Here is a 23676-nt window from a genome sequence, read left to right as displayed (position 1 = left end):
TAGGCCGTCCATTGGCTCAGTTCGTCAAACGATCCGCTTCAAGCCGCGTGCGATCTGCGAACTCCGTCAGCGTCTCTTCGACTTCGCGCTGACCCAGCGCCATTGCCTGCCACATGTCGTATTCCGTCGCGCGCATCCACGTGACGACCGGTGGACGCGGACGTCCACGTGCGAAATCCAGCTGTTTGATGGCGACATCGATGCCGGGCTTGCTGCGTAGCGCGTCTGCGGCAACCGCTTGCGACGTCGTGCCTTTGTTGATCGGCATGTAACCCGTCTTGTCGAACCAGATTGCATTCGATTCAGCCGATGCCGCGAAGCTGATGAACTTGTATGCTGCATCCTGTACTTCTTGCTCCGCGCTCGCCAGAATACCTATTCCGGCGCCGCCGATCGGCACCGCACAGGTCTTGTTGCACGGCATGGGAACGACGGCCAGATCGTCGCCAAGGGAAGCCTGCGCTTGAGCGTAGTTTCCGGTGGAGTTGATCATCATACCGACCTTGCCGGCAAGAAATGCATCGCGACCATTGTTCTCTTTGGTCACACCATCCGGCGAGGCGACTTGATGCTCGTGAACCAGCGAGGCCATGAATTCATATGCCTCGATCGTGTTGGGCGCGTCGATCAGGATTTCGCCAGACACGCTGTCTATCAAGTCGCTGTCGTTGTCCATGATCAAGCCCCAGCGTGCGAACTGGCCAGGTGCAGCGATGCCGGAGATGCCCTCATCGCCCAACGCATCGGTAACTTGTTGTGCGACCGCCAGCAGGTCGTCATATGTAACCAGTTCCGGCGCTTCGGAAATGCCCGCCTTTTCGAATATGGCCTTGTTGTAATAGAGAACAGGCGTCGATGAATTGAAGGGTACGATATAGTTCTTGCCGTCGAACACGCCGACTTCGCGCGCAAAATCGAACAGTTCGTCTTTCAGAGGGTCAGCATCCAGATAGCTTGTCAGATCAAGCAACACACCGCGGTCAGCAAAAAGACCGTAGCGAGTAACTTCCATGATCACCGCGTCCGGCGCGCGTTGTGCTGGAATAGCGGCCTGAAGCTTGGCGACGATGTCGTTGTAGTTCCCGATTTCCTGCGCGTCGATTGCGATATCGGGATTCTCTGCTTCGAAATTCTCGATAATCTGCGTAAGGGCTTCGCCCGACGCGCCGCCAAAGCTATGCCAGAACTCCACGGCAACCTCGGCGGATACCGCCTGTAGAGAACCAACTGCGAGCACGAGCCCCAAAGCGGATGATTTCTGCAATTGTGCGATCAATGTCTCATCTCCGTGCAACTTGAATTGCGATATGCCCGATGTCGGATAGTCGCCCTTTGCGGCGTCAGAGCGACAGAACGATGAAGCTTTGATGAAGCGTGAGGGGGCTTTGTCAGGTTGCTGGAGACTAATTCGGACCTCCTGACGAACTTCGAATTCAGGCGGTCGACACGGACATATATTCTATCCAAAGATGCGAACGCATCGGATTTTGCATGACGGTGGGGTTTAGTGGACAGACGGTGGCGCTTCGGGCGAGACAATGTAGCCGTCTGATCATGCGCGGGACGCTGTCGAGCGATCACGTCCGTCGTGTCGCCCAAGCTCGCGATTTTCGATCTGGTACGCGAGATGAACGGCCGTTCGTTCTTCCGGGCGCAACGCGAACTTCTACATATCCGCCCATGCTATTGGGCTTGTCGTTTCCGGGGATGCGGCCACTGCCCGTGATGAATGGTGTGGTCAGCAGTGGCTCCCTAGTTCCCGGGAGCGGCGTTCAGGATAAGACAAGCTGATTGAGGTACTGGCCATCCGATCCAGATACACCCAAGCCGACCGACCTGAAAGAATCCCAAGTCTGCGTGACATCGCCTTCGGATTAGGCGGACAGTAGATTTGCCATCAACCTGAATGCGCCTGGCACCAGGTTTTCCATCTGATGGTGCAAAACCAAAGCGCAATGCGTGTGTCTGCCTCGCCCTATTCGAGCCGAAAGCAGGGCGCCCTCGTGGGGGGACTCATCGGGGTCGTTCATGCTGAGCAAGGGCGTGTAGGCGGTGTCCCATGACTTGGCGAAATAAAGCCCGCGCTCCTTGTCCCATCCTGTCCAATCGATATCGTCGATGCGGTTCGGCGTTGTCATAAGCGGATGATCCCGCGCAAGCATTGTGACCGCAGCCGTTTCATCTGTCACGCGCCAGCGCAGAGAGGGCTGCCCGATTTCGATCCGTTTTGGAGGGGTGTGGTCGGGATCCCAGTTGTCTCGTGGGCGATGATATAGCGTCACGAGGTTGCCACCTTGTTTGACCCAACTCTGAAGCCGATCACGTACGGTCGACAAGGTCGGGCGCGTGCGAAAGGCGAACAGGCCGATCAGCAGGGTATCGAAGGCCGCGAGCGTTTCGGGGTTCGACAATGCGGTATCATCGAGTTCGGTTACGTTGAGTCCAATCATACGCAACCAATACGGCACACGATCATTGCCACCGCCCACATACGCGATCCTCGTATCCGGCAATGTGATGTGTGCCGCTGCGATCTGAATGACCGCGGGCCAGCTCCGCATCCGAGGATCGATATGTGGATAAGCAATATGCCGCACGAAACTGATAGGGTGGCCATCCAGGGATAGCGGGATTTCATAACGCCCGGCATTTACATCGTCGGGCAGTTCGATCTCCAGCCTGTCGTCAGTGATCTTACTGGTCCATCCTGCTGGCAGATCGGCGGTCAGCCCAGCACCCGCCGGCTGTAGGTCACGAAGCTTCAATTCGATCCGGCGGGTCTCGCGGGACAGATTGACGATGGCAGCGGTGGGATCGACATGGACCGAGTGCGTAGGCAGGATCACTGGCGGCACGTCGAGGGGGATATGGACATCTGCCCGCGTATCGCAGTCGTGCATGCTGATACGTAGCGCGGGCAGAGACGGTGCGTGTGGATCCCATTCAGTCGGATATGGGTCGGTTGGCGGCGCGGTGTCTGACACCGTCAGCTGGTTGCCATCGCTGTGCCAGCCACCCGGCAGCTGCATCGATACATCCGCCGTGAGGTCTGAATCTGGGCGGTATTCTATCATCACACCCGTCTGATCGCCGGGGCGCAGCACATCGTTTTCCAGCGCGGCAGACACCTGCAACTCCGACGCCAGATAGATAATCTTTGACAGTTGCTGGCGTTTTCGTGCGAGACGATGCTGATGTTCAGGCGGTACGTCGGATCTGGACGCATCAATTGCGGCCAGCGCCGCGAAGGCGTGCTTCCGGATTTCCGCGCGGTTCGGAAAGGCGTTGATCGCCGCGTCTATTGCGAGTTGAGCGGTACTAAGTGACGCGGCTTCACCCAGATCTGCAAGCGAGGAAGGTAAGCCGTGCATGATCGTTGTCTCGGCATCACCGACTTCAGAGCGTACCAGATGAAGGGGCCAGTTGCGTTCCTGCCCCTCGGCGATCCAATGCCCCATCCCCTGCGTGGCGTGGTACCAACGCGATTGTTGGCCGGTCTGCTCCCACGTCCAGCCTGAGACCGGATCATGTCCGAGACCATCCACAACCACGGTGGCTGGCGGTGGCGGAACTTCATCGTCATAAGAACTGCCTGTGCCGGACCAGGCGGGTAGATAGAGTTTGGCAACTTGCCAGACCGGCAGATCGACGCCCTGAAAACCCGGATCCGCTGCGGCGTCCATGATCTCATGGGCAAGCTGGGTCATGGCGCGGTGGTGTCCGTGTTGCCCCGGGACGTCCAGAAAAGTGGGGCACAGGATATCGGGGCGCTCTGTTCGGACGATCTCGACAAAACGTGTCAGCGTGCGTTGACGGCCCCACTTGGCCAGCGTTTCGACACCGGACTTGGAAAAGCCGAAATCAAAGATCGTATCGTCGGGATGTTCCGACAGCCAGTAGAGGTGTATGTCGAGCACCGCTGCAGACTTTTCCATTTCGGCTGTTCGCAGAGTTCCCAGATCGCGGGTCGCTTCTGTACCGATGTCGTTTTGCCCGCCTTCGCCTCTATTGGCGCAGGCCACAGAAACCGACACCCCGTCACGCAACCTCAACGCTGCCAGCATGGCGGATATTTCATCATCGGGGTGCGCACCTGAGTTCATGAACGAGACGAGGCTTTTCAACGACTGCAAGGCGTTCCAAAGATCAACAATGCGTGGTTTGGATGCGGCACGCGAAATACGATCACGATCGGTCAAAGGCACAGTGGGTCTCCTTAAGCGCTTGCGAAGGGCTCGGCTTCTGGCAGGTGAGGGGTGAAACAACGGTCAATCACAAGCGATGCCGCGCCGTAAGTGGCAGTCAGACGACCAGACGCACCGCAAATCAGTCGTGGATGCGAACGGTCTGCACGATTGGCCACCGATCGGGCAGGCGGATCGATACGGCAAATCAGTGCGTTGACGATGTTGTCGGGCATCGCCCCTCCAAGGATAATCGTCTCCGGGTCGTACAGATTTTCAACGAAATGCAGGGCGAAGCCTAAGGCGGCGGCGGCGTTATCCAGCCATGGGTTCATCACGGTTGGGGTGTCGCTGAAAACTTGCGCTAGTTCTTCGCCGGTTTCCACGTGAATGCCCTGCGCTCCAAGGGTGCGGAAAAGGGCGACGCGGCTGGCGATTGTTTCGAGTGATACCAACTGGCCGTCTGATGGAACTGGCACATGACCGATTTCGCCAGCGTTTCCATGGACGCCGCGGATCAGATGGCCGCGCTCCACCACGCCTAGGCCGAGACCCGCGCCGAAATACAGGTAGGCATAGGTGCCCAGTCCCTTGGCAGCACCCAGAATACGCTCGCCAATTGCCGCCGCGTTGGCATCATTTTCGATGGTGACGGGGAAGGGCAGATCCTGCACCAGTTTTTGCGGCGCGTCAGTCCCGGACCATTCAATTAGCTCGGTCTCTGGACCGGCGATTCCGGTCTTTCCGAAGGGTCCCGGCAAAACGATCCCTGCACCAAGAAGTTTACCGGCGTGCAGGTTTGCCTCGGTCATCATGTCTTCTGCCAATTGCGCAATCATGGCACTGATTTCGTTCAGATCATGTGTGCGCAGCCGCACTCGCCGGCGCGCCAGATCTCGGCCCTCCAAATTGAGCAATGCCGCGAACATAGTGTCGGGCCTGATCTCGACACCTAGTGCAACAGATCCATTCGGGTTGATTGCATATTGGGTTGCGGGAAGGCCGCGCCGGGCGGGTTTGCGCCCGGTTTCCAGCAACATACCGGCGTTCTGTAGGTCGGCAATTATATTGCTGACCGTCTGAATGCTAAGACCGGAGTTGCGCGCGATCTCGGCACGGCCCAGCTCGCCAGCCGCTCGGATCTGGCCCAGAACAACCCGCTGGTTGTGGCGCTTCGTTCGTTCGGCATTCGAGCCTGCAATGTGTCTGGGTGTCGTCATAGCAATCAATTAACTCAAAAAACTTGAGTACTCAAATTGTTTGACTTAACGTTAGACAATCAAGCCGGAAAACGGCATCCAACACGGGAGTTCGGAATGACCAATTTATTTAAGGGTGCGGCTGGTGTCAGCATGGCGGCATTGCTGGGAACAACCCCGGCGAGCGCAGTGGAAATCGAATACTGGCAGTACTTCTTCGAGGCGCGCGTCACAGCGATGGAACAGCTGATCGAAAACTTCGAGGACGCGAACCCCGACATCACCGTGAAAATGAACCATTTTCCTTATGCGGATTATCGGACCAAGGTTGCGGCGGCCATTCCGGCGGGTGAGGGGCCAGATGTGGTGCAGTTGTTCTACGGCTGGTTGAACGATTATGTGGACGCGGAACTGATCCAACCGCTGCCCGACGATCTGTTCCCGGCAGCCCAGATCGAAGAAGAGTTCTTCCCGATGGTGTCAGCCATGAAGCAAGACGGTCGGTACTGGGCTTTGCCCACCGCAGTTCGCTCGCTCGCCTTGTTTTACAACGAACGCTTGTTTGACGATGCCGGAATTGAAAACCCACCGCAGACGCTGGAGGAACTTGTCGCCACTGCCGAAAAGCTAACCAAGAAAGACGGGGCGGGAAATCTGACGCAGGTTGGTCTGACAACGGGCATGACCGCGCAGGACCATCACTGGTGGCGCGAAGTACTGCTGCGCCAGTTCGGCGGTACGCCCTATTCGGACGACAACCGCACTGTCACTTACAATGACGAGGCCGGACAAGAAGCGCTGCAATGGTATGTTGATCTGGAACAGACGCATGGGGTGACAGAATCTACGTTCATGGATGAACCGCAAGCCGCGTTCAAAGCGGGACGTGCGGGCATGCATATCGATGGCTCGTTCCGGATTGGTGCGCTCAATGACACGCGAGGCCTGAAGTGGGGCGTAGCAGAACTTCCGGCTGGACCGAATGGAGATCGTTACAACTATGCCTCCTACTGGGTGAATGCGATCACGAGTAAGGCTGAAGGCGAGAAGTACGATGCAGCTGTCAAATTCATGGCGTACATCACCTCGGACGAGGCCATGCAAATCTGGCTGGAAACAGTTGGCGAACTGCCCGCGAAGCCCTCTGCCGCGCTGACCGATGAAAACACGGGCGATGCGGTATATGGTCCGTTCATCAAAGGGTTAGAATACGCGAACACGACCGTGTTTGTGAATGAAAGTGCGCAGCGGCAGGCCATGACGGATATGGTCAGCCGGATCGAGTTGCAGGGGCAGTCGGTGGCGGAGAGCCTTGCTCAAGCGGCCGAAGAGGAACAGAAGATTCTCGACGAATACTACTCGGAATGAATGCAAACGGAGGATGGGGCGCCGCGGTGTCCCATCTGCTGCGCAAGTGCTGCCGTGGTTGCGGCACGAGAGGCTGACGCATGAACTTTTACAGCAATCTGAACATCGGGCAGAAACGCGTCCTTTGGGCGTGGGGGTTTCTGGCGGTGCCCATCATTTTCTACACGGTTGTCAGATTCTATCCAACGGCCAATGCGATTTTGCTGTCGTTTCAGGAATGGAACCTTCTGGGTGATCGCACATGGGCGGGGTTGGAAAATTACGCCACGCTGGCAAGTGATCCCGTGTTCTGGAAAGTCTTCAAGAACACGTTCCTGTACCTGATCCTGGGAACTCCGATCAGCCTGATCGTTGCCTTTACGGTAGCCTATCACCTCGACAAGGTACGGTTTATGCACGGGACGATCAGGGCGCTCTACTTCCTGCCGTTCATGACCAGTGCGGTGGCGATGGCCTGGGTGTGGCGGTGGTTCTATCAGCCTGTCCCAATCGGGCTGTTCAACAACTTTCTGGCAACCTTTGGCATTCCGCAAATAGCTTTCCTGAATTCGACGACAAATGCGCTTCCGGCCATTCTGGCGCCTGCGGTTTGGGCGGGGCTGGGGTTCCAGATTATCATCTTCATGGCCGGCCTGCGGGCGATCCCCGCGACCTATTATGAAGCCGCACGCATCGATGGGGTGTCGCGCTGGACCGTGCTGTTCGAGATCACCATTCCCCTGCTGAAACCCACCATCGTTTTTCTGGTCGTGTTCTCGTCCATAGGATTTCTGCGGATATTCGATCAGGTCTTCAACATGACGACGAACAACCCCGGCGGGCCGCTCAACTCGACGAAGCCGCTCGTGCTGATGATCTACGACACGGCGTTTAACGGTTACGACATGGGCTATGCGGCGGCGCAAACGGTGGTGCTGTTCACCATCCTGTTGCTGGTCAGCTTGCTGCAACTCTATTTGTTGAGGGACCGCTGATGAGCGTAGCCGAGAATATCGAGATCAAAGCATCTTCTGATGCGCTTCTGCGTGGTCCCAGTAACGCAAAGAAGCCTCGCAACATAGCCCAGTTGATCCGCTGGATCATTCTGTTTGCCGGTGGCTTGCTGATGGTGATGCCGATTGCCTATATGCTGGCCACCTCGTTCAAGTTCCCGTTCGAGGTCTACAACCTTAACCTCATTCCCGAAGAACCGACCATTGAGAACTACACCTATGTTCTGGGTGACGGTCGGTTCTACCATTGGTTCTGGAACTCGCTTCTGATCGCGACGCTGACGACGGTGTCCAATGTCTTCTTCGACAGCCTTGTCGGCTATACGTTGTGTAAATTCCGCTTTCGTGGGCGCTACATCGTGTTCATCGCAATCCTGTCCACGCTGATGATCCCCACGGAGATGCTGGTGATCCCATGGTACCTGATGAGTCAGCAATTCGGATGGCTGGACACACATTGGGGCATCATGTTCCCCGGGCTGATGACGGCGTTTGGCGTGTTCCTGATGAAGCAGTTCTTTGAAACGGTGCCAGATGACTTCATCGAGGCCGCGCGGATCGATGGGCTGAACGAGTTCCAGATCTGGTGGACCGTTGCCCTGCCGCTGGTTCGTCCGGCCCTGGCGGCACTGGCCATTTTCGTCTTCCTTGGGAATTGGACCGCTTTCATCTGGCCGTTAATCGTCACCAACAGCCAGGAAATGTACACGCTCCCCGTCGGGTTGACGACCTTCTCGGTCGAGCAACAGGTGGAATGGGAACTCATCATGACGGGGGCGGCGATCTCGACCTTGCCCACGCTGATTGTCTTCCTGATCTTCCAGCGCTTCATCATTCAGGGTGTTGTGATGGCGGGGCTGAAGGGATGAAAGATTCATCGATTTTCCCGGATCCCGTTTATTCCGATACGGTACTTGAGCCACTGTTCGAAGGCGTCAAACGTCACTATGCGGACCACATGGCCGCAATCAATCGTGCGCATCTCGTTATGTTGGTCGAGACCGGTATTTTGAATGCGGGGCAGGGCGCACAAATTGCTACAGCGCTCGACGGAATTGACACCGAGATTGATTTGGATGCTCTGCGCTACACGGGCGAATACGAAGACTACTTTTTCCTGGTCGAAGCGGAACTGAAACGTCGCGTTGGGCCGGACCTTGGCGGCATGTTGCACACGGCGCGATCGCGCAATGACATCGATCATACCGTCTTCAAGATGGCGCTAAGAGCGCGCGCGGACGAGTTCATCGGGTTGTCGGTCGCTTTGGCCGAGACAGTGCTGAGCAAAGCGAAGGTCGAGCGCGACACCCTGATCGTCGCCTACACCCACGGCCAACCCGCGCAGCCGACCACCTTTGGCCACTATTTGAACGCCGCGCTGGAAGTGCTTTTGCGCGACATCGACAGGTTGATGGCGGCACGTACGGCGCTGGATCACTGCCCAATGGGCGCAGCTGCGATTACCACGTCGGGCTTTCCAATTGATCGCGTCCGCGTTGCTCAGCTGCTGGGCTTTCACGAGCCTTTGGTGAACTCCTACGGCTGCATCGCGTCGGTGGACTACATCACCGGGTTTTATTCCGCGATGCGCTTGCTGTTTGTGCATCTGGGGCGCGTTGTTCAGGACTTGGCTTTCTGGTCGGCCTTCGAGGTCGGTCAGCTTTATGTGCCTAATGCGTTGGTACAGATCAGTTCGATCATGCCGCAAAAGCGCAATCCCGTTCCAATTGAGCATATGCGTCATCTGGCCAGCACGACTGCGGGACGGTGCAACACGATCATCGATACAATGCACAATACCCCCTTTACGGATATGAATGACAGCGAAGGCGAGGTGCAGCAAGCTGGGTACGCCGCGTTTGACACCGGGGGCAGAGTGCTGAAACTGCTGGAACGATTTATCGGTTCCGTGTCGGTCAACGCCGATCGTGTGTCCGCCAATGGTGACGCCGCCTGTGTGACGATCACCGAACTTGCCGACACCTTGGTCCGCACGGATGGCTTGTCCTTCCGACAGGCACATGAAGTTGCAGCGCTCACTGCACGCGACGTGATCGGTCGTTCGGCTCCTCTGCGCGACGGGTTTGATGCATTCCAGGCAGCGTTTGCTGACACCACGGGGCGCGAGGCCACTCTGACGCAGGCCGCATTTGCAGAGGCTGTGTCCATGTCAGCTTTCGTCGCTCGCAGAACATGCGTTGGCGGTCCAGCCCCGGCCCCCATGAATGCAGCTTTTGAGCAATACGCGGCGGCGCTGCAGAACTATCGCGCCGCTATCGGAGAAACAAACGAACGTCTCGCGGCTGCATCAGCGACCCTGCAGTCCGCGTTCACCAAGTTGAAGGAGAGCTGAGTTTGGCCAATCTTGCGTTGCGTGACCTGCGCAAATCTTATGGGCGGAGTGAGGTTCTCCACGGTATCGATCTGGAAGTGGACGATGGCGAGTTTGTCGTGTTTGTTGGCCCGTCGGGCTGTGGAAAATCCACCACGCTGCGTCTGATCGCCGGGCTGGAAGAAGTCACGTCCGGCGAGGTTCGTATCGGCGACAGGATGGTCAACAATCTGGAACCCAAGCAACGTGATATCGCGATGGTTTTCCAGAATTATGCAATCTATCCGCATATGTCGGTTCGCAAGAATATCGGCTTCGGGTTGCGCACGTCAAAAATGGCAAAGAACGACAAGGAAACCCGCATCGACGAGGTTGCCGCGCTTCTGGGTATGACTGACCTTCTGGACCGCAAACCATCCCAACTGTCGGGTGGCCAACGTCAACGCGTCGCGATCGGCAGGGCGATGGTGCGTAACCCGGCCGTCTTCTTGTTCGACGAACCGCTGTCCAATCTCGATGCTCAGTTGCGTACGCAAATGCGACTTGAGATCAAGAAGCTTCATCAACGCGTTGGCAGTACGATTGTTTTTGTCACGCATGATCAGGTCGAAGCGATGACGATGGCGGATCGTATTGTCATCATGAAGGACGGGCATATTCAGCAGATCGGCACACCGGCAGAAGTCTATCACGCACCCAACAACATTTTTGTCGCGCAGTTTATAGGCGCGCCATCGATGAACCTGCTGTCTGGCCGGCAGGAACAGGGACAAGTGACGCTGTTCAACGGCGCGTCGGTGCCTTGCACTGGGGAACCTGCATCGGGCGCTGTAACGGTCGGGGTGCGCCCCGAAGATCTTCAACCGGGCAGTGACGGCGAACTTCAGCTGGAGGGGATCATCACCGTCACCGAACCATTGGGCGCGGAATCCCTGCTGTATGTCGATGTGGATGGGCACGAGGTCATAGCGTCCGGGCCGGGCCGCCATGCCCCTGAGGCCGGTGCGCGCATCCAGCTTTCGGCGCGCAGCGAAAACCTGCATTTGTTTGACACAGGCACGGGTGAGGCAATCCGTTGACCAAACGTGTCGTGTGCGCCGGTCGTGTCTATTGCGATATCATCTTTACCGGGCTGAACAGCTTGCCGCAGCCCGGACGTGAGGTGTTTGCCGAGGATCTGACCCTGCGTGCCGGCGGCGGTGCATTCACCACGGCGGCCTATCTGGCTCAGTTTTCGCGCCCGGTTTCATTGATGGCGCACCTGCCGGCAGCGCCGTTCGCAGACTATGTCACCGCTGAAGCTGAGCGGTACAACGTGGATCTGTCCGTGGCAGATGTTGCAACCTCGGCGGTGCCACAGATTACCGTTGCGATGGTCGGCGCAGGCGATCGCGCATTTCTTTCAAAACGTTCCGATGATGCACTTCCAGCCGACTGGGAGACCGTGCTCGGTCGCCACCATTTCGACCACTTGCATATCGGAGAGCTTACGACGCTCGTGGAAAATCCGGGATTGATTGCAGCGGCGCGAAAGGCGGGCATGACAATTTCTCTGGATTGCGGGTGGGATGACAAGGTGCTGAGCGCAGATCCATCAACGCTTGTGTCTAAAGTGGATCTGTTTTTGCCCAACGACGACGAGGCGGACGCACTTGCTTCCTATGGGCGGGTTCAGGATATGGCACCATGCGTGGTCGTCAAGCGCGGTGCGAAGGGCGCAACTGCACACGGTGAGGGGACAACCCTGACACGTGGTGCGGCTGCGGCCCGGGTCATTGATTCAACCGGAGCGGGAGACGCCTTTGCCGCAGGTTTTGTACATGCCTGGCTGGATGGCCAAGATCTAGGAAAATGCCTCGATCTGGGCAACCGCTGCGGAGTATTTGCAGTCGGGCATATCGGAGGCGTCGGAACACTACCCGATTGGGCTGGCCTAGACTCTTATGGCAAGGTGCCGTGAGCGTGGCGTTTCCGCGATGGCCGGAAAGTCGATTGGCAGGAAAAATGCGCCCCCGTCCGGTGACCGCAGACCCTTTTTCTTTAACTCTTGGCACCACAGGTAAATCTGTTGCCGGTTCCGCATATTCGCCGACCTCGCAGCGTAGTTAAGTCCGCAGGCGAGCGTGTATTTACTACGTGGCAAACGTCGCGACAGAGCCCTGTGGCTGGCGTTCGACGACGGCGGCATCGTGACGGGATCGGTCATCCAGTTCGATCAATCGGTGTGGGACGCCTATGACGGTCGGGCGCCGACCCCGCCGGAGAAGCTGTCTTTGTAACGGGTGGCAAGGCGCATCGCTGCATGCGCTTTGCGACGTCCGGGTAAGAGCCAATCCTAGTCGAAGACCAAGTGGACCTTGACGGCCTTGGCCCGGTCCCCTGCGGCTTCAAAGGCTTCGACCGCACGATCCAGCGAAATGCTTTGCGTGATCATCGGCGTCACGTCGATGTCTCCGTTAGAGATCATATGCGCGGCCTGGGCGAATTCGGCATGGAATCTGTGCGTGCCTTTGAAAGTGATTTCCTTGCTGACCAGAAGGTTCAGGGGAAGCGAGGTATCGCCCGCAACACCCACCTGCACGAGCGTGCCTTGCGGGCGTAACGCTTCGATCGCGTTGCGGATCGCGGGGGCAGCGGCGGAGCATTCGAACGCGACGTCGAAATAACCTTTATCGGCGGCATAACCCGTCAGGGCATCCGGGTCTTGAGCCATGTTGATGGTCCGGGTCGCGCCCATTGCGGCAGCCGCTGAAAGTGGAACGTCGTGCAGGTCTGTCACAACGACTTCGGCGGCACCTCCGTTGCGGGCCACCGCCACGCAGAGCGCACCGATCGGACCCGACCCCGTGACCAGAACGCGTTTCCCGTCGAGCGAACCGGCCATGTTCCGGGCGTGAAGGCAGACGGAGAGCGGTTCGGAACAGGCCGCTTCCTGGGCAGATACATCGCCGGTCAGCCGATGGCACTGCCCGGCGGGGACCACGATCTGGTCGCGAAACAGCCCTTGTTCATGCGGCATGCGCATGGCTGAGCCCGAGAACTTCATGTCCAGGCAGTGTTGTTGGAGACCTTGCAAACAGAACTTGCAGGTTCTGCACGGTCGGCTGGGGCTGATCGCGACAAGGTCGCCCTGTGTCAATCCTTCGACACCAGGGCCGACGGCCCGCACGTAACCGGCAGCTTCATGCCCCAGGATGATAGGTTCGCGCACGCGGATCGGGCCGAAACCCCCGTCTTGATAGTAATGCAGATCAGACCCGCAGATCCCTCCGGCGCCGACGGAAATCAGGACTTCGCCAACGCCGGGGTCTGTGACGTCGCGGGTTTCGATGCGGATATCGTTCTTGCCATGCAGGCAGCAGACACGCGTTTCCATTTCAGGCTCCTATGGGGCGAGGACCGAGGGCAGCCAGGTGGCCAGTGCAGGGATGAACGACACAGCCAGCAGAACTGCAATATTGGTCAGCAGGAAGGGAAAAATCGCGCGAACGACCGGCGAAAGTGGCAGTCGCGCGATATTGGCGCAGACGAACAGGCAGACGCCCACAGGTGGTGTGGTCAGCCCGATCATCAGGTTCAGCACGGCGAATGTTGCGAAGTGCAGGGGTTCGATTCCGACGGCCTGTGCAAGCGACAGAAGCGGAACAAACAGGATGATCAGCGCCGCGATGGTTTCCATGAACATGCCAACGAAGAGTAACAAGACATTGATGATCAGGATTACGAGGAACTTGTTGTCGGTCAGCGACAGAACGGAATCCGCTATGGCCTGGGGGATCTGTTCGGATACGAGAATCCAGCCAAAGACATTGGCAAAGCCAACGAGTGTCAGGATTCCCGCAGAGGCGATGGCACTGTCGATGATGATGGTCGGAACCGCGCGCAACGGCAGTTCCCGGTAGATGAACGCGCCGACGATGAAGGCGTAGACGCTGGCAACCACGGCGGTTTCCGTGGGCGTCGCCAGTCCACTGAGCAGCCCGTAGATGATCAACCCGGTCATGGCCAGCGCCCAGACCGCGCCGCTGAAGGATCTGGCGACCTCGCCGAACCCCTGCCAGGCCTGACGCGGGAAGTTGCGCCTGACGGAGATCACGTAGCAGGTGACCATCATCGCCACCCCCATAAGGATGCCGGGCACGGCACCCGCCAGGAACATCTGACCCACGGAAATCCCCGACAGTGCGCCCACGATGATCATCGGAACGCTCGGCGGGATGATCGGGCCGACGGTCGATGATGCAGCTGTGACAGCAGCGGAAAAGTCGGCGGGATAGCCAGCCTTCTTCATGCCGGGGATCATCACGCCACCGATGCTTGCGGCGTCGGCGACAGCCGTACCCGTGATCCCGCCAAACAGCATGGAGGCGGCGATGTTGGTAAGGCCCAGCCCACCACGCACCCAGCCGACCAGCGCGTTGGCAAAACGGATGATCCGGTTGGTGATACCTCCGCGGTTCATCAGGTTGCCCGCAAGAATGAAGCCGGGAATGCTCAGCAGGACGAAGACATCCATCCCCGCATAGATCTTCTGCGGGATGACCACGGCAGGAATGCCCGCCAGCATCAGGTAGGACAGGGATGACAGGCCGAGCGTGATCGCAACCGGAATCCCCAGGATCAGCCCGGCAATGAAAACGGAGAACAGGACGGTGACTTCCAAATCAGAGTTCCTCCGCTTTTGTCGGAAGACCGTCTTCCGTCCGTGTCAGCATACCCAGAATGCGCAGCCCCGCGAAAAGCGCCAGCAGCGCGAGCATCAGCCATACGATGAAATGCGCGAAGTTCATGGGAAGCCCAAGTGCCGGAGACGTCTGCATCTTCCCGATCGTCATGAATTTCCAGCCGGAGGACAGCAGATATATGCATAGCCCGACAGTTGCGATTGCCGAAACAAGGCGAAGCGCCCAGGGAAGGTTGCCGGGCAAAGTTTCGCTGATCACATCGACATTGACCATATCGCCGGATCGAAACGACAATCCCGCTCCGAAGGCAACGAGGTAGAGCAAGGCGAAGCGCGTCAATTCCTCGGTCCAGACGGGTGAAGAACCCGCGGTGCGCCCGACAACCTGAATCAGGACGGCGGCCATGAGCAGGGCGAACGCCAGGCCCGCACCGATGCGGCACAGCCAGACGATGACGCGCGTCAGTCGGTCTACGATCTGCATGGGATACCTATTGAAACTGGCGGCCCCGTTTTCTTCGGGGCCGCGCTTGCGTGAGCTGGGTGTTATTGCGCGAAGAGATCTTCGACGACGGGTCGGATGTCATCGCTGACGTTCGACAGCACCGCATCCTTGGCCTTGGCTGCGAAAGCGTCGGCGTCGACCTCGACGAATGTCATGCCGTTGTCTTCCAGAAAGGCACGGTCGTCTGCCAGGCTTTGCTCGAACAACTCGCGCTCATAGTCCTGCGCTGTCGCTGCGGCTTGAATCACTGCCCCCTGATCTTCTTCGGACAGGGTGTTCCAGGTGCTTTCCGCGATCGTTAGGTAGATCCAGGACCGTACGTGATCGGTGAGGTTCACGTGGCTCTGGACTTCGTTGAAACTGGCCGAGCGGATAAGCGCCAGTGGGTTTTCCTGTGCGTCAATGGTGCCATTCTGAAGCGAAGTGAACACTTCGGAAAAGGCCATGGGTGTCGGCTGTGCGCCGAGTGTCTTCCAGACATCGACGAACAGCGGCACGTTGGGCACACGCATCTTCAGCCCGTCAAGATCATCTGGCGTGGTGATCGGGCGGTTGGAAGTCAGATCGCGAGGCCCGCGCGCGAAATAGGCGATCGGGCGGATCTGGGCGCTCTCGACGATCTGCGCCTCGATCTGGTCACCGATCTCGCCGCTGGCGACTTCGTCCATGTGTTCGAGCGACTTGTAGGCGTAGGGGACGGCCAGCAGCGCGGCCATCGGGGCCCAGTTCTGCAGGCTTTCGCCCGTGATCGTCATGTCGACGGTGCCAAGCTGCATGCCGTTGATCAGGTCGATTTCCTTGCCGAGCGATTCGTTGGGGAACACCTGAACCTCGATGCGGCCGTCGGTCAGGGCGGACAATTCTTCACCGAACTTCACGGACGCCTTGTGCCAGGAATTGTCCTCGTTCGCGAGATGCCCAAGTTTCAGCGTGACATCGGCTGCAAATACCGGCGCGGCGATCAATGCGGCGGCGGCAACTGCCGAAATCCGGGTTGCAAGTGTCTTCATGGTCTCCTCCTCAAGTTGAAATGGTCGTCTTGGGTAGTCCGAGATCCTCCGGTGCATCGAAGAAATCCGGGTTTGAATGAACGACTTCTGGAAGGTCCTGCAGAACCTCCCTCAAATGGGATCGAATGGCCTTTTCGGCCTTGGCGCGGTCGCCGTTTTCAATGGCGTCGGCGATCTCCGTGTGCTGAACGATGAGCTTATCGGTCGGAAACTGTCCAAGGCTGAGGAAGCGCACGCGATCCATTTGTGATTTCAGACCTTCGACGAGCTTCCACGCGCCACCTTTTCCTGCGCCTTGCGCAAGGGTGCGGTGGAACTGCTCATCGACCTGAATGAAGCGCAACGGGTCGAGATGGGCGATCTCGCGCTGGACAGCGAGCTGCGCGCGCAATTCCGTAATGAGCGCCGGGTCGGGGGTCTCGGTCAGTAACTTCACGATGTCGGCTTCGATGGCTTCGCGCAAGAAACGAGCATCCATGACGGCGGCATAGACGATTTTGTTCACGATGGTGCCACGCTGCGGACGGATCGAGATCAGGCCTTCCTCCGCCAACTTGATGAAGGCCTCGCGCACAGGTTGGCGGCTGACATCATAGGCACGGGCGATCTCGGATTCCGAAATCCGGTTGCCGGGGATCAGGTCGTTGTGGACGATCCTCTCTCTCAGAATGCGATAAATCTGCGGTGTGATCGGCGCAGAAGGGTCAAGCGACCAGTCATTGCCATAGTCTGCGACCATCATGATTCCTCCACTTGCGCACCAATTACCATACTTCCATACTAGTAAGCAACTATCCTGATGTGCTATGGGTTGCCGGACTCGGCGCGTCGTGGGCTGTTAAGGGAAGGAGAAATCATGAAAAGAACTTGGCGCTGGTTCGGACCAAGCGATCTTGTGTCGATTGACGATGTGCGTCAGGCTGGTGTGGAAGGCGTCGTTTCCGCGCTGCATCATGTGCCGACCGGCGCAGTCTGGACGCGGAACGAAATCGCGCTGCGGCAAGCCCAGATTTCTCGGATGGTGGATGGCTCACCCTCGGGTTTGATGTGGGATGTCGTCGAAAGCCTTCCTGTCTCCGAAGACATCAAGAAGCAAAAAGGCGATTGGCGGGCGCATCTCGACAGCTATCGCGACAGCATGCGTAACCTTGCGGATGCGGGGATCGGCACGGTCTGCTACAATTTCATGCCGGTTCTGGACTGGACACGGACGGATCTGGCCTATCGGGTGGCTACCGGCGCGACCTGCATGCGGTTCGATCTGGTTCAGTTTGCTGCGTTCGAGTTGCATATCCTGAAGCGTCGCGGCGCAGAAGATGATTACCCTGTCGAACTTCGCGACGCCGCTGCGGCAGCGTTCGCAAAGATGACCGATGTGCAGGCGGAAGAGCTTACAGGAAACATCGTTTTCGGACTGCCGGGCAGCGCTGAAAAGCTGTCGCTGGACGATGTACGGGCGCATCTGGCCGAATACGACAAGATCAGTTCCGACCGGCTGCGCGGTCATCTGGTGGATTTCCTGGGTGAAGTCGTCCCGCTGGTGGAAGAGCTTGGGCTGCGGTTATGCTGCCACCCCGACGATCCGCCCTTCCCGTTGCTGGGCTTGCCGCGCATCATGTCGACGGAAGAAGACTACACCAAGGTGATGACCGCCGTTGACAGCCCCGCGAACGGGATCACCCTGTGCAGCGGGTCGCTCGGTGCGCGTCCGGACAATGATTTGCCGGGAATGATGCACCGTCTGGGAGACCGGGTCCATTTCCTGCATCTGCGAAATGTCCGGCGGGAATCGGATGAAATCCGCGGATCGTTCTTCGAAGATGAACACCTGACCGGCAACACGGATATGGTCGCACTGATCGGGGCGGTGCTGGAAGAAGAAACCCGCCGCAAGGCCGAAGGACGCGCGGACTGGTCGATCCCGTTTCGACCGGATCACGGGCAGGATATCTTGGACGATCTGAACCGCAAGGCACAGCCCGGCTATCCGGCCATCGGACGATTGAAAGGGCTGGCCGAACTGCGCGGCATCATTTCCGCCCTGTCCCATTCGGATCGGGTGCGCGGGTGATGGATCGGCTGACAGCGAAAACCCAGGCATCAGGCGCTGCACGGTTGCCCGACTACGCGCCCGAAGACCGGGGCTGCGGGATCGTACATCTGGGGCTGGGCGCGTTCCACAAGGCGCATCAGGCGGTCTATACCGACGATGCGCTGGCGCGCGATGGGGGCGACTGGCGGGTCATAGGTGTCAGCCTGCGCAGGCCCAACGCGGCAAATGAACTGACGCCGCAGGACGGGCGCTACACCTTGATCGAAAGCGGGGCCGAAGGGACGGCGTTCCGCGTGATTGGGTCTATCGCGCGGGCATTGACGCTTCAGGATGATCGACTGGCTGTGCTTGATGCGTTGACGTCGCCACAGACCCGGATCGTGTCCACCACGGTGACCGAAAAGGCCTATGGCATCGATCGCGAAACCGGAGGGGTCAGTCCCGCGCATCCGGCGATCGCCAAGGATCTGGCAAATCCCGACGCGCCGCAAAGCGTTGTCGGCTTGATCGCCTGGGCTTTGAAACAACGCAAATCTCTCGGCGTTCCGGCCTTCACCGTGCTGTGCTGCGACAACCTGCCCGAGAATGGGCGGATGCTGCGCGCCGTCGTACTCGACTACACACGCCGCGCTTTCCCCGAGGTGGCGGCGCATATCACCACAGATGTCGCGTTTCCGTCGACAATGGTAGATCGCATTACCCCTGCCGCGAGCGATGAAACACGAGATCAGGTTCGAAAAAAGCTGGGGTTCGAGGATCACGCTGCGATTGAGGCCGAGAGCTTTCGCCAGTGGGTCATTGAAGACAGTTTCCCTATGGGTCGCCCGAAGTGGGAAGCTGGTGGCGCGGTGTTCGTTGACGATGTTGAACCCTATGAGCAGATGAAGTTGCGGATGCTCAACGGGACGCATTCGATGCTGGCCTATAGCGGTTTCCTCGCGGGACACCGCTATGTGCGCGATGTGATGCAGGATGATGCGCTGACCGTTCTTGTGCGTCGCCATCTCGAGGCGGCCGCGGGCACGTTGCGACCGCTGCCTGCCGTGGATTTTGGCGACTACGCGGCATCGCTGGAGATGCGTTTTCGAAACCCGCACCTCGCGCATGAGACCTACCAGATCGCAATGGATGGGACGGAGAAACTGCCGCAGCGCGTAGTTGGTCCGGCGCTCGAGGTCATGAATGGGAGTAAAGACCCTTCTCCGTTCGCCTTCGCGGTTGCCGCCTGGATGCGGTATGTCCTTGGCGTCGATGAAGCGGGCACGGCGTATGATATTCGCGACCCGCGCCAGGAAGACATCGTGCGCAGGTTGGCGGGTAGAACCGAAACGGCGGATATAGTCGAGCAGTTGCTGGCTATGGACGAGGTCTTCCCCGGCGAACTCGCGCAATGCAGAGCTTGGCGGCACCTAGTAACGGGATATCTTCACATCATGCTGTCAGAGGGGATGCGCGCCGCGATCAAGCGCGAAGCTGAACGCGTCTGATCCATTGACAGTCGTTAGCGTATATTGGGTGGCGGGACCGCGTCTTCAGCGCAATCCGCACTGCCTCGCGTTTGAACTCTCTCGTCGGCTTGATTGCCATACGTCGTCTTCTTGATCGCTTTCATGCTCTCAAGAACCCTGCATTCCTTCGAGGTAAGTCCAGTCATATCGGTAAAGTATCAATGCCGTGCAGCGGCAGAAACTTGGGCTGAAGAAACCAATCTGACAATCCCGGTCAAAGTATACTTTTTCACAGCGCTTTTGTAATATTACAACTAATACAATAAGTGTTTACATAAGTTATCGAAGTATCTAGAATTCTGTATATTAATTTCGACTGCAGGTCATGTCATTTGAGCGCCCGGCGCCGCTAGATCGTTGATACAACAAATGGATGCCATGGGTGGAATTCGCTGCCTCAAGGGAATTCTCGAGGTACGAAAGTTGCCCTCGTGACCAAAAGGTCGGAGCTAAGGGAGGAGAGATTACGTGAAGAATATCATATACAAAATCACCACCAGCATGGCCGTGTTTTCGATACTTTGGACGGGAAATGCGGTGGCCGAATATACCGAGGCTCCTGTTCTGGATCAACGGGTCCAGAATGCTGATCTGCCGCCGGTCACAGAGCGGCTTCCAGAAGACCCTTTAGTCCTAGAAGCACTCGAAATAGGAACCTACGGTGGAACGTGGCGCAGCACCGTTAAGGGAAACAATGACGAGGGCTGGATTCGTCGGTCTGCGGGATATGACCCGCTGATTAGATACACTTTCGACTGGAATGGTATTGCGCCGAACATCGCGTCCAGTTGGGATGTTAGTGACAATGGTCTTGTATATACCTTCCATCTGCGTGCAGGACACAAGTGGTCTGATGGTACGCCATTCACTGCCGAGGATGTGTTGTTTGCGGTGAACGATGTCATCAACAGCGATGACTTCGTAGGAGCTAGGCCCGCCGCCTTGTTCGGTGTTGTGGCCTCTGCGCCCGATCCACAAACCGTTGTGATGACCCTCCCTGCGCCGAATAGCCTGTTTCTGGAGCATCTAGCCGCGGTAGACGGAGTTCAACTCGTGAACATGCAGAAAGCCTTCTGCTCACAGTTTCACCCTGATTACAATTCAGATGCCGATGCCGCCGCACAAAGCGCGGGCATGACGGGATGGGGTGAGGCGATGATGATCAATTGCGGAGTGACGCGTGCACGCAATCCGGATCGTCCGACTCTTTCTGCATGGATTCAGAAGGTTCCCTATGATGGGATCAACACGCCCGTCACCTTTGAAAGAAACCCGTATTATTTCAAGGTGGACCAGGCGGGTAACCAACTCCCCTATATTGACAATCTGCGGATGACCCAGGTTGAAGACACCAATGCCATCGTCCTGATGGGTGTCGCCGGGGAGATCGACCTCACTAACCGCCATATCGACAGCGTCACGAACAAACCGGTTTTCTACGACAACCAGGAAAAAGGCGGCTACCGCCTGTATGACACGATCCCGTCAGATATGAATACCGCCATCATTCAGTTGAATCTGACTTACGAGGATGACGGGTTTCGTACTTTGTTCAGGAACAAGGATTTCCGGATAGCTCTGAGCCACGGTATAGACCGTACGGAGATCATCGATGCGGTCTACGCCGGGCAAGGCGAGCCATACCAGGCTGCGCCACGCCCAGAATCCTCTTTCTATAACGGGGAACTGGCAAAACAGTACACGGAGTGGAGCCCCGACAAGGCAAACGAGTTGCTGGACAAGATTGGCTTGACTGAAAGAAACGACGACGGCGTTCGGCTATTGCCTGATGGACGGCCAATTCGCATTCGCCTCGATGTCGTATCGGACAATGCGATTTACAGTGACATCATGGAACTTGTCCAATTGCAGCTCGAGGATATCGGCATCGGACTCGATGTCCGAAAGGCCGAGAGGTCCTTTGTTTATGAGCAAAAGAACAACAACAAGCATATGGCGCATGTCTGGAAAGGCGATGGCGGTTTGGGTGACGGCATCATAGATGCACGCCATTACTTGCCGATGCACCAAGAGTCGGCCTATGCGCCTCTTTGGGCGAGGAACTGGTTTGATCCGGGCAATCCGGAAATCGAAGAACCCCCGGCAGAAGTCACCAGGCAGCTGGACCTATACAAGAAAATGTATGAGGCTCCGACTGTGGAAAAGCGTGATGAGCTGTTCCGCCAAATCCTGGATATTGCGCAGGACCAGTTTTATTCCATCGGCATATCACTTCCGCCCAACGGGTTCGGCATTGCATCAAACAAGATGGGCAATGTGCCTGACAATCAGCCGAACTCGTGGGTTTATCCGACACCCGGACCAATGAACACATCACTACTATTCTTCAAAGAGTAGTGGAGCTTTCTGTGGCGGCGCTGTCGTGCCGCCACGCTGTGCAGATAGTGATCAACATACGCGTGCGGGAGAACACCATGCCTCAAGTATCGGCTGTCGTCGAAAGAACTCATTCATTGGATGCGGCCTGCGATCTATTTCTGGCCGATTTGGGGGACTGGGTCAAAACTTGTATCGATAGATACAGGGATGCTCTGCCAATAGATATCCATGACCAAGCGACTTATGCAAGCAGTTGGAATATATGGATAAAATATACCAACGATCCGGATGCGAGCGAGTTTCTATACGTGTTGTCGGACCGCATATCAGATTACTTTCAACACACTGATCAATGGCACCATGGATACTGGGCCCAGCAGGAAGTTCATCACGGGACCGAACATTTCGAGCTTTTTCTGAATGCGCTTTATCGGCTGAACCCGGAGCACGCGGCAACGCGTTCGAAAATCCTCGATGCGTGCGAACATATCGGGAACTGGGGAAATGATTGTCCCGACTGGTTCGATTGGAAAACTTCGCTGTTCAGATCGACCCATCTAGGCACAAGAACAGTCATCGAGCGACCGGGCCATGATATCAACATACCGGATCATCTGCGGATGATTAACCTGAGCTTTCTGGCATTTCGCGTGAGTGGCGACTCGCGGTACCTTGATCTAGCAATTGCGCACTGTTCCAGGTGGGCCGATGCGATAAATGCCTCTGATCAAATACCCGTCGCGCTTCAGGGGGAGGGTTGGATCAATCAGTATTCTGACGAACAGCGCGCTGTTTATGGCAGTTTCATCGAAAAGCTGAATACGTTTGACACGGATTTGGATCGAGCGGAAAGCTTCCTGGCATCGAATGGCGTGGATACCTTTCTGGAGGCCTTGAATGTCACGTCGGACAAGAAGTTCCTGTCGGCCGCGGAGAGGTTGCTGGATGTATTTGCAACTCAGCTCCATGATCCCGATGCAGGTGCGGCTGTAGATGCGATCCGACGCTACCGGTCGCTGACAGGAAGCAACCGATACGACAGCGATATCCTGCAGGCTGTAGCGGATGTGCATCCTGAAAATATTGGAGTCATTTCTCTGGACCCGGCTTACGACTGGGGCGGACGACCGAAAGGGATCGGAAAGCGTAAGGATATGGCCAAGTGGTACGAAGACGGAGAGGACCGCGCCCACAGCCCTATCCTGCTGTCACTTGCCGCCGAGATTAGTGGGGATCAGCTACTGGCGCGCCGGAGTGTAGAGATAGCGAGAACCTATTTCAGACTTGCGACGGAAGCGTACCCGGACGGGCGCGACCATGGTTGCTCCGGGTGTTCGGTCAGCGCAATCGCAAGAGGCCACGGACGTGACAACAACGCCGGGGTAGTTTCCGCAGTTTTAGAACCGATGCTTTCCTTAAGGTCGGATGAATGAGGGAGTTGGTTAGCTGATTGAGCCTACCCGGCTGACTGTAGATATGTCCTTGAGGAAACTTCAATCGG

19 protein-coding genes are annotated in these 23676 nt (G+C 57.5%); 11 read left to right on the top strand and 8 right to left on the bottom strand.

Annotation, left to right across the window (positions count from 1 at the left end):
• Positions 1-16: 16 nt before the first annotated feature.
• From FPZ52_RS13390 to FPZ52_RS13380, 3 genes are all read right to left on the bottom strand, one after another.
• Positions 17-1276 (bottom strand): ABC transporter substrate-binding protein, encoded by a 1260-nt coding sequence (locus FPZ52_RS13390; RefSeq protein WP_146366086.1) that lies wholly within the window; start codon positions 1274-1276, stop codon positions 17-19.
• 598 nt (positions 1277-1874) lie between these two features.
• Positions 1875-4205: a PIG-L family deacetylase gene (locus FPZ52_RS13385; protein ID WP_146366085.1), complete on the bottom strand. Its 2331-nt coding sequence runs from the start codon at positions 4203-4205 to the stop codon at positions 1875-1877.
• A gap of 11 nt (positions 4206-4216) precedes the next feature.
• Complete coding sequence (locus FPZ52_RS13380; RefSeq protein WP_146366084.1) at positions 4217-5404, bottom strand: ROK family transcriptional regulator; 1188 nt, start codon at positions 5402-5404, stop codon at positions 4217-4219.
• 96 nt (positions 5405-5500) lie between these two features.
• Here FPZ52_RS13380 and FPZ52_RS13375 point away from each other — a divergent pair, with 96 nt between their 5' ends.
• The 7 genes from FPZ52_RS13375 (at position 5501) to FPZ52_RS13345 (ending at position 12354) form a co-directional block, all read left to right on the top strand.
• Positions 5501-6751, top strand: a complete 1251-nt coding sequence (locus FPZ52_RS13375) for an extracellular solute-binding protein (protein WP_146366083.1) — start codon at positions 5501-5503, stop codon at positions 6749-6751.
• Positions 6752-6831: 80 nt separating this feature from the next.
• Complete coding sequence (locus FPZ52_RS13370) at positions 6832-7725, top strand: carbohydrate ABC transporter permease (RefSeq protein ID WP_146366082.1); 894 nt, start codon at positions 6832-6834, stop codon at positions 7723-7725.
• A complete protein-coding gene (locus FPZ52_RS13365) occupies positions 7725-8612 on the top strand; it encodes a carbohydrate ABC transporter permease (RefSeq protein WP_146366081.1) in 888 nt (295 codons plus the stop codon). Before FPZ52_RS13370 ends, FPZ52_RS13365 begins: the two co-directional genes overlap by 1 nt.
• Positions 8609-10096, top strand: a complete 1488-nt coding sequence (gene argH, locus FPZ52_RS13360; RefSeq protein ID WP_146366080.1) for an argininosuccinate lyase — start codon at positions 8609-8611, stop codon at positions 10094-10096. The genes FPZ52_RS13365 and argH overlap by 4 nt, the downstream gene beginning before the upstream one ends.
• Positions 10097-10098: 2 nt before the next feature.
• Positions 10099-11154 (top strand): ABC transporter ATP-binding protein, encoded by a 1056-nt coding sequence (locus tag FPZ52_RS13355; RefSeq protein ID WP_146366079.1) that lies wholly within the window; start codon positions 10099-10101, stop codon positions 11152-11154.
• Complete coding sequence (locus FPZ52_RS13350; RefSeq protein WP_146366078.1) at positions 11151-12035, top strand: carbohydrate kinase family protein; 885 nt, start codon at positions 11151-11153, stop codon at positions 12033-12035. Before FPZ52_RS13355 ends, FPZ52_RS13350 begins: the two co-directional genes overlap by 4 nt.
• Positions 12036-12198: 163 nt before the next feature.
• On the top strand, positions 12199-12354 hold the full coding sequence (locus tag FPZ52_RS13345; protein WP_205758632.1) for a hypothetical protein: 156 nt from the start codon (positions 12199-12201) through the stop codon (positions 12352-12354).
• A gap of 56 nt (positions 12355-12410) precedes the next feature.
• Here FPZ52_RS13345 and FPZ52_RS13340 read toward each other — a convergent pair whose 3' ends face one another.
• From FPZ52_RS13340 to FPZ52_RS13320, 5 genes are all read right to left on the bottom strand, one after another.
• Entirely contained in the window at positions 12411-13451 is a 1041-nt protein-coding gene (locus FPZ52_RS13340; RefSeq protein ID WP_146366077.1) for an L-idonate 5-dehydrogenase, read from the bottom strand.
• 9 nt (positions 13452-13460) lie between these two features.
• Positions 13461-14738, bottom strand: coding sequence for a TRAP transporter large permease (locus tag FPZ52_RS13335; RefSeq protein WP_146366076.1), 1278 nt, complete (start codon positions 14736-14738; stop codon positions 13461-13463).
• A 1-nt stretch (position 14739) separates the two neighbouring features.
• Positions 14740-15243: a TRAP transporter small permease gene (locus FPZ52_RS13330; RefSeq protein ID WP_146366075.1), complete on the bottom strand. Its 504-nt coding sequence runs from the start codon at positions 15241-15243 to the stop codon at positions 14740-14742.
• 62 nt (positions 15244-15305) lie between these two features.
• Positions 15306-16274, bottom strand: a complete 969-nt coding sequence (locus FPZ52_RS13325; RefSeq protein WP_146366074.1) for a TRAP transporter substrate-binding protein — start codon at positions 16272-16274, stop codon at positions 15306-15308.
• A 10-nt stretch (positions 16275-16284) separates the two neighbouring features.
• Positions 16285-17013: a GntR family transcriptional regulator gene (locus FPZ52_RS13320; protein WP_146366142.1), complete on the bottom strand. Its 729-nt coding sequence runs from the start codon at positions 17011-17013 to the stop codon at positions 16285-16287.
• A 117-nt stretch (positions 17014-17130) separates the two neighbouring features.
• Here FPZ52_RS13320 and uxuA point away from each other — a divergent pair, with 117 nt between their 5' ends.
• The 4 genes from uxuA (at position 17131) to FPZ52_RS13300 (ending at position 23608) form a co-directional block, all read left to right on the top strand.
• The gene (uxuA, locus tag FPZ52_RS13315; protein WP_146366073.1) at positions 17131-18345 is read left to right on the top strand and encodes a mannonate dehydratase; all 1215 of its coding nucleotides are present in this window, start codon (positions 17131-17133) and stop codon (positions 18343-18345) included.
• Positions 18345-19814: a mannitol dehydrogenase family protein gene (locus FPZ52_RS13310; RefSeq protein WP_146366072.1), complete on the top strand. Its 1470-nt coding sequence runs from the start codon at positions 18345-18347 to the stop codon at positions 19812-19814. Before uxuA ends, FPZ52_RS13310 begins: the two co-directional genes overlap by 1 nt.
• A gap of 489 nt (positions 19815-20303) precedes the next feature.
• Entirely contained in the window at positions 20304-22193 is a 1890-nt protein-coding gene (locus FPZ52_RS13305; RefSeq protein WP_146366071.1) for an ABC transporter substrate-binding protein, read from the top strand.
• Between the two features lie 11 nt (positions 22194-22204).
• The gene (locus FPZ52_RS13300; protein WP_146366070.1) at positions 22205-23608 is read left to right on the top strand and encodes a hypothetical protein; all 1404 of its coding nucleotides are present in this window, start codon (positions 22205-22207) and stop codon (positions 23606-23608) included.
• Positions 23609-23676 lie beyond the last annotated feature (68 nt).

The organism is Qingshengfaniella alkalisoli (assembly GCF_007855645.1).
GTDB lineage: Bacteria > Pseudomonadota > Alphaproteobacteria > Rhodobacterales > Rhodobacteraceae > Qingshengfaniella > Qingshengfaniella alkalisoli.
Note: the sequence above shows the minus strand (reverse complement) of the source record. Positions and strands in the feature narration are given on the sequence as shown.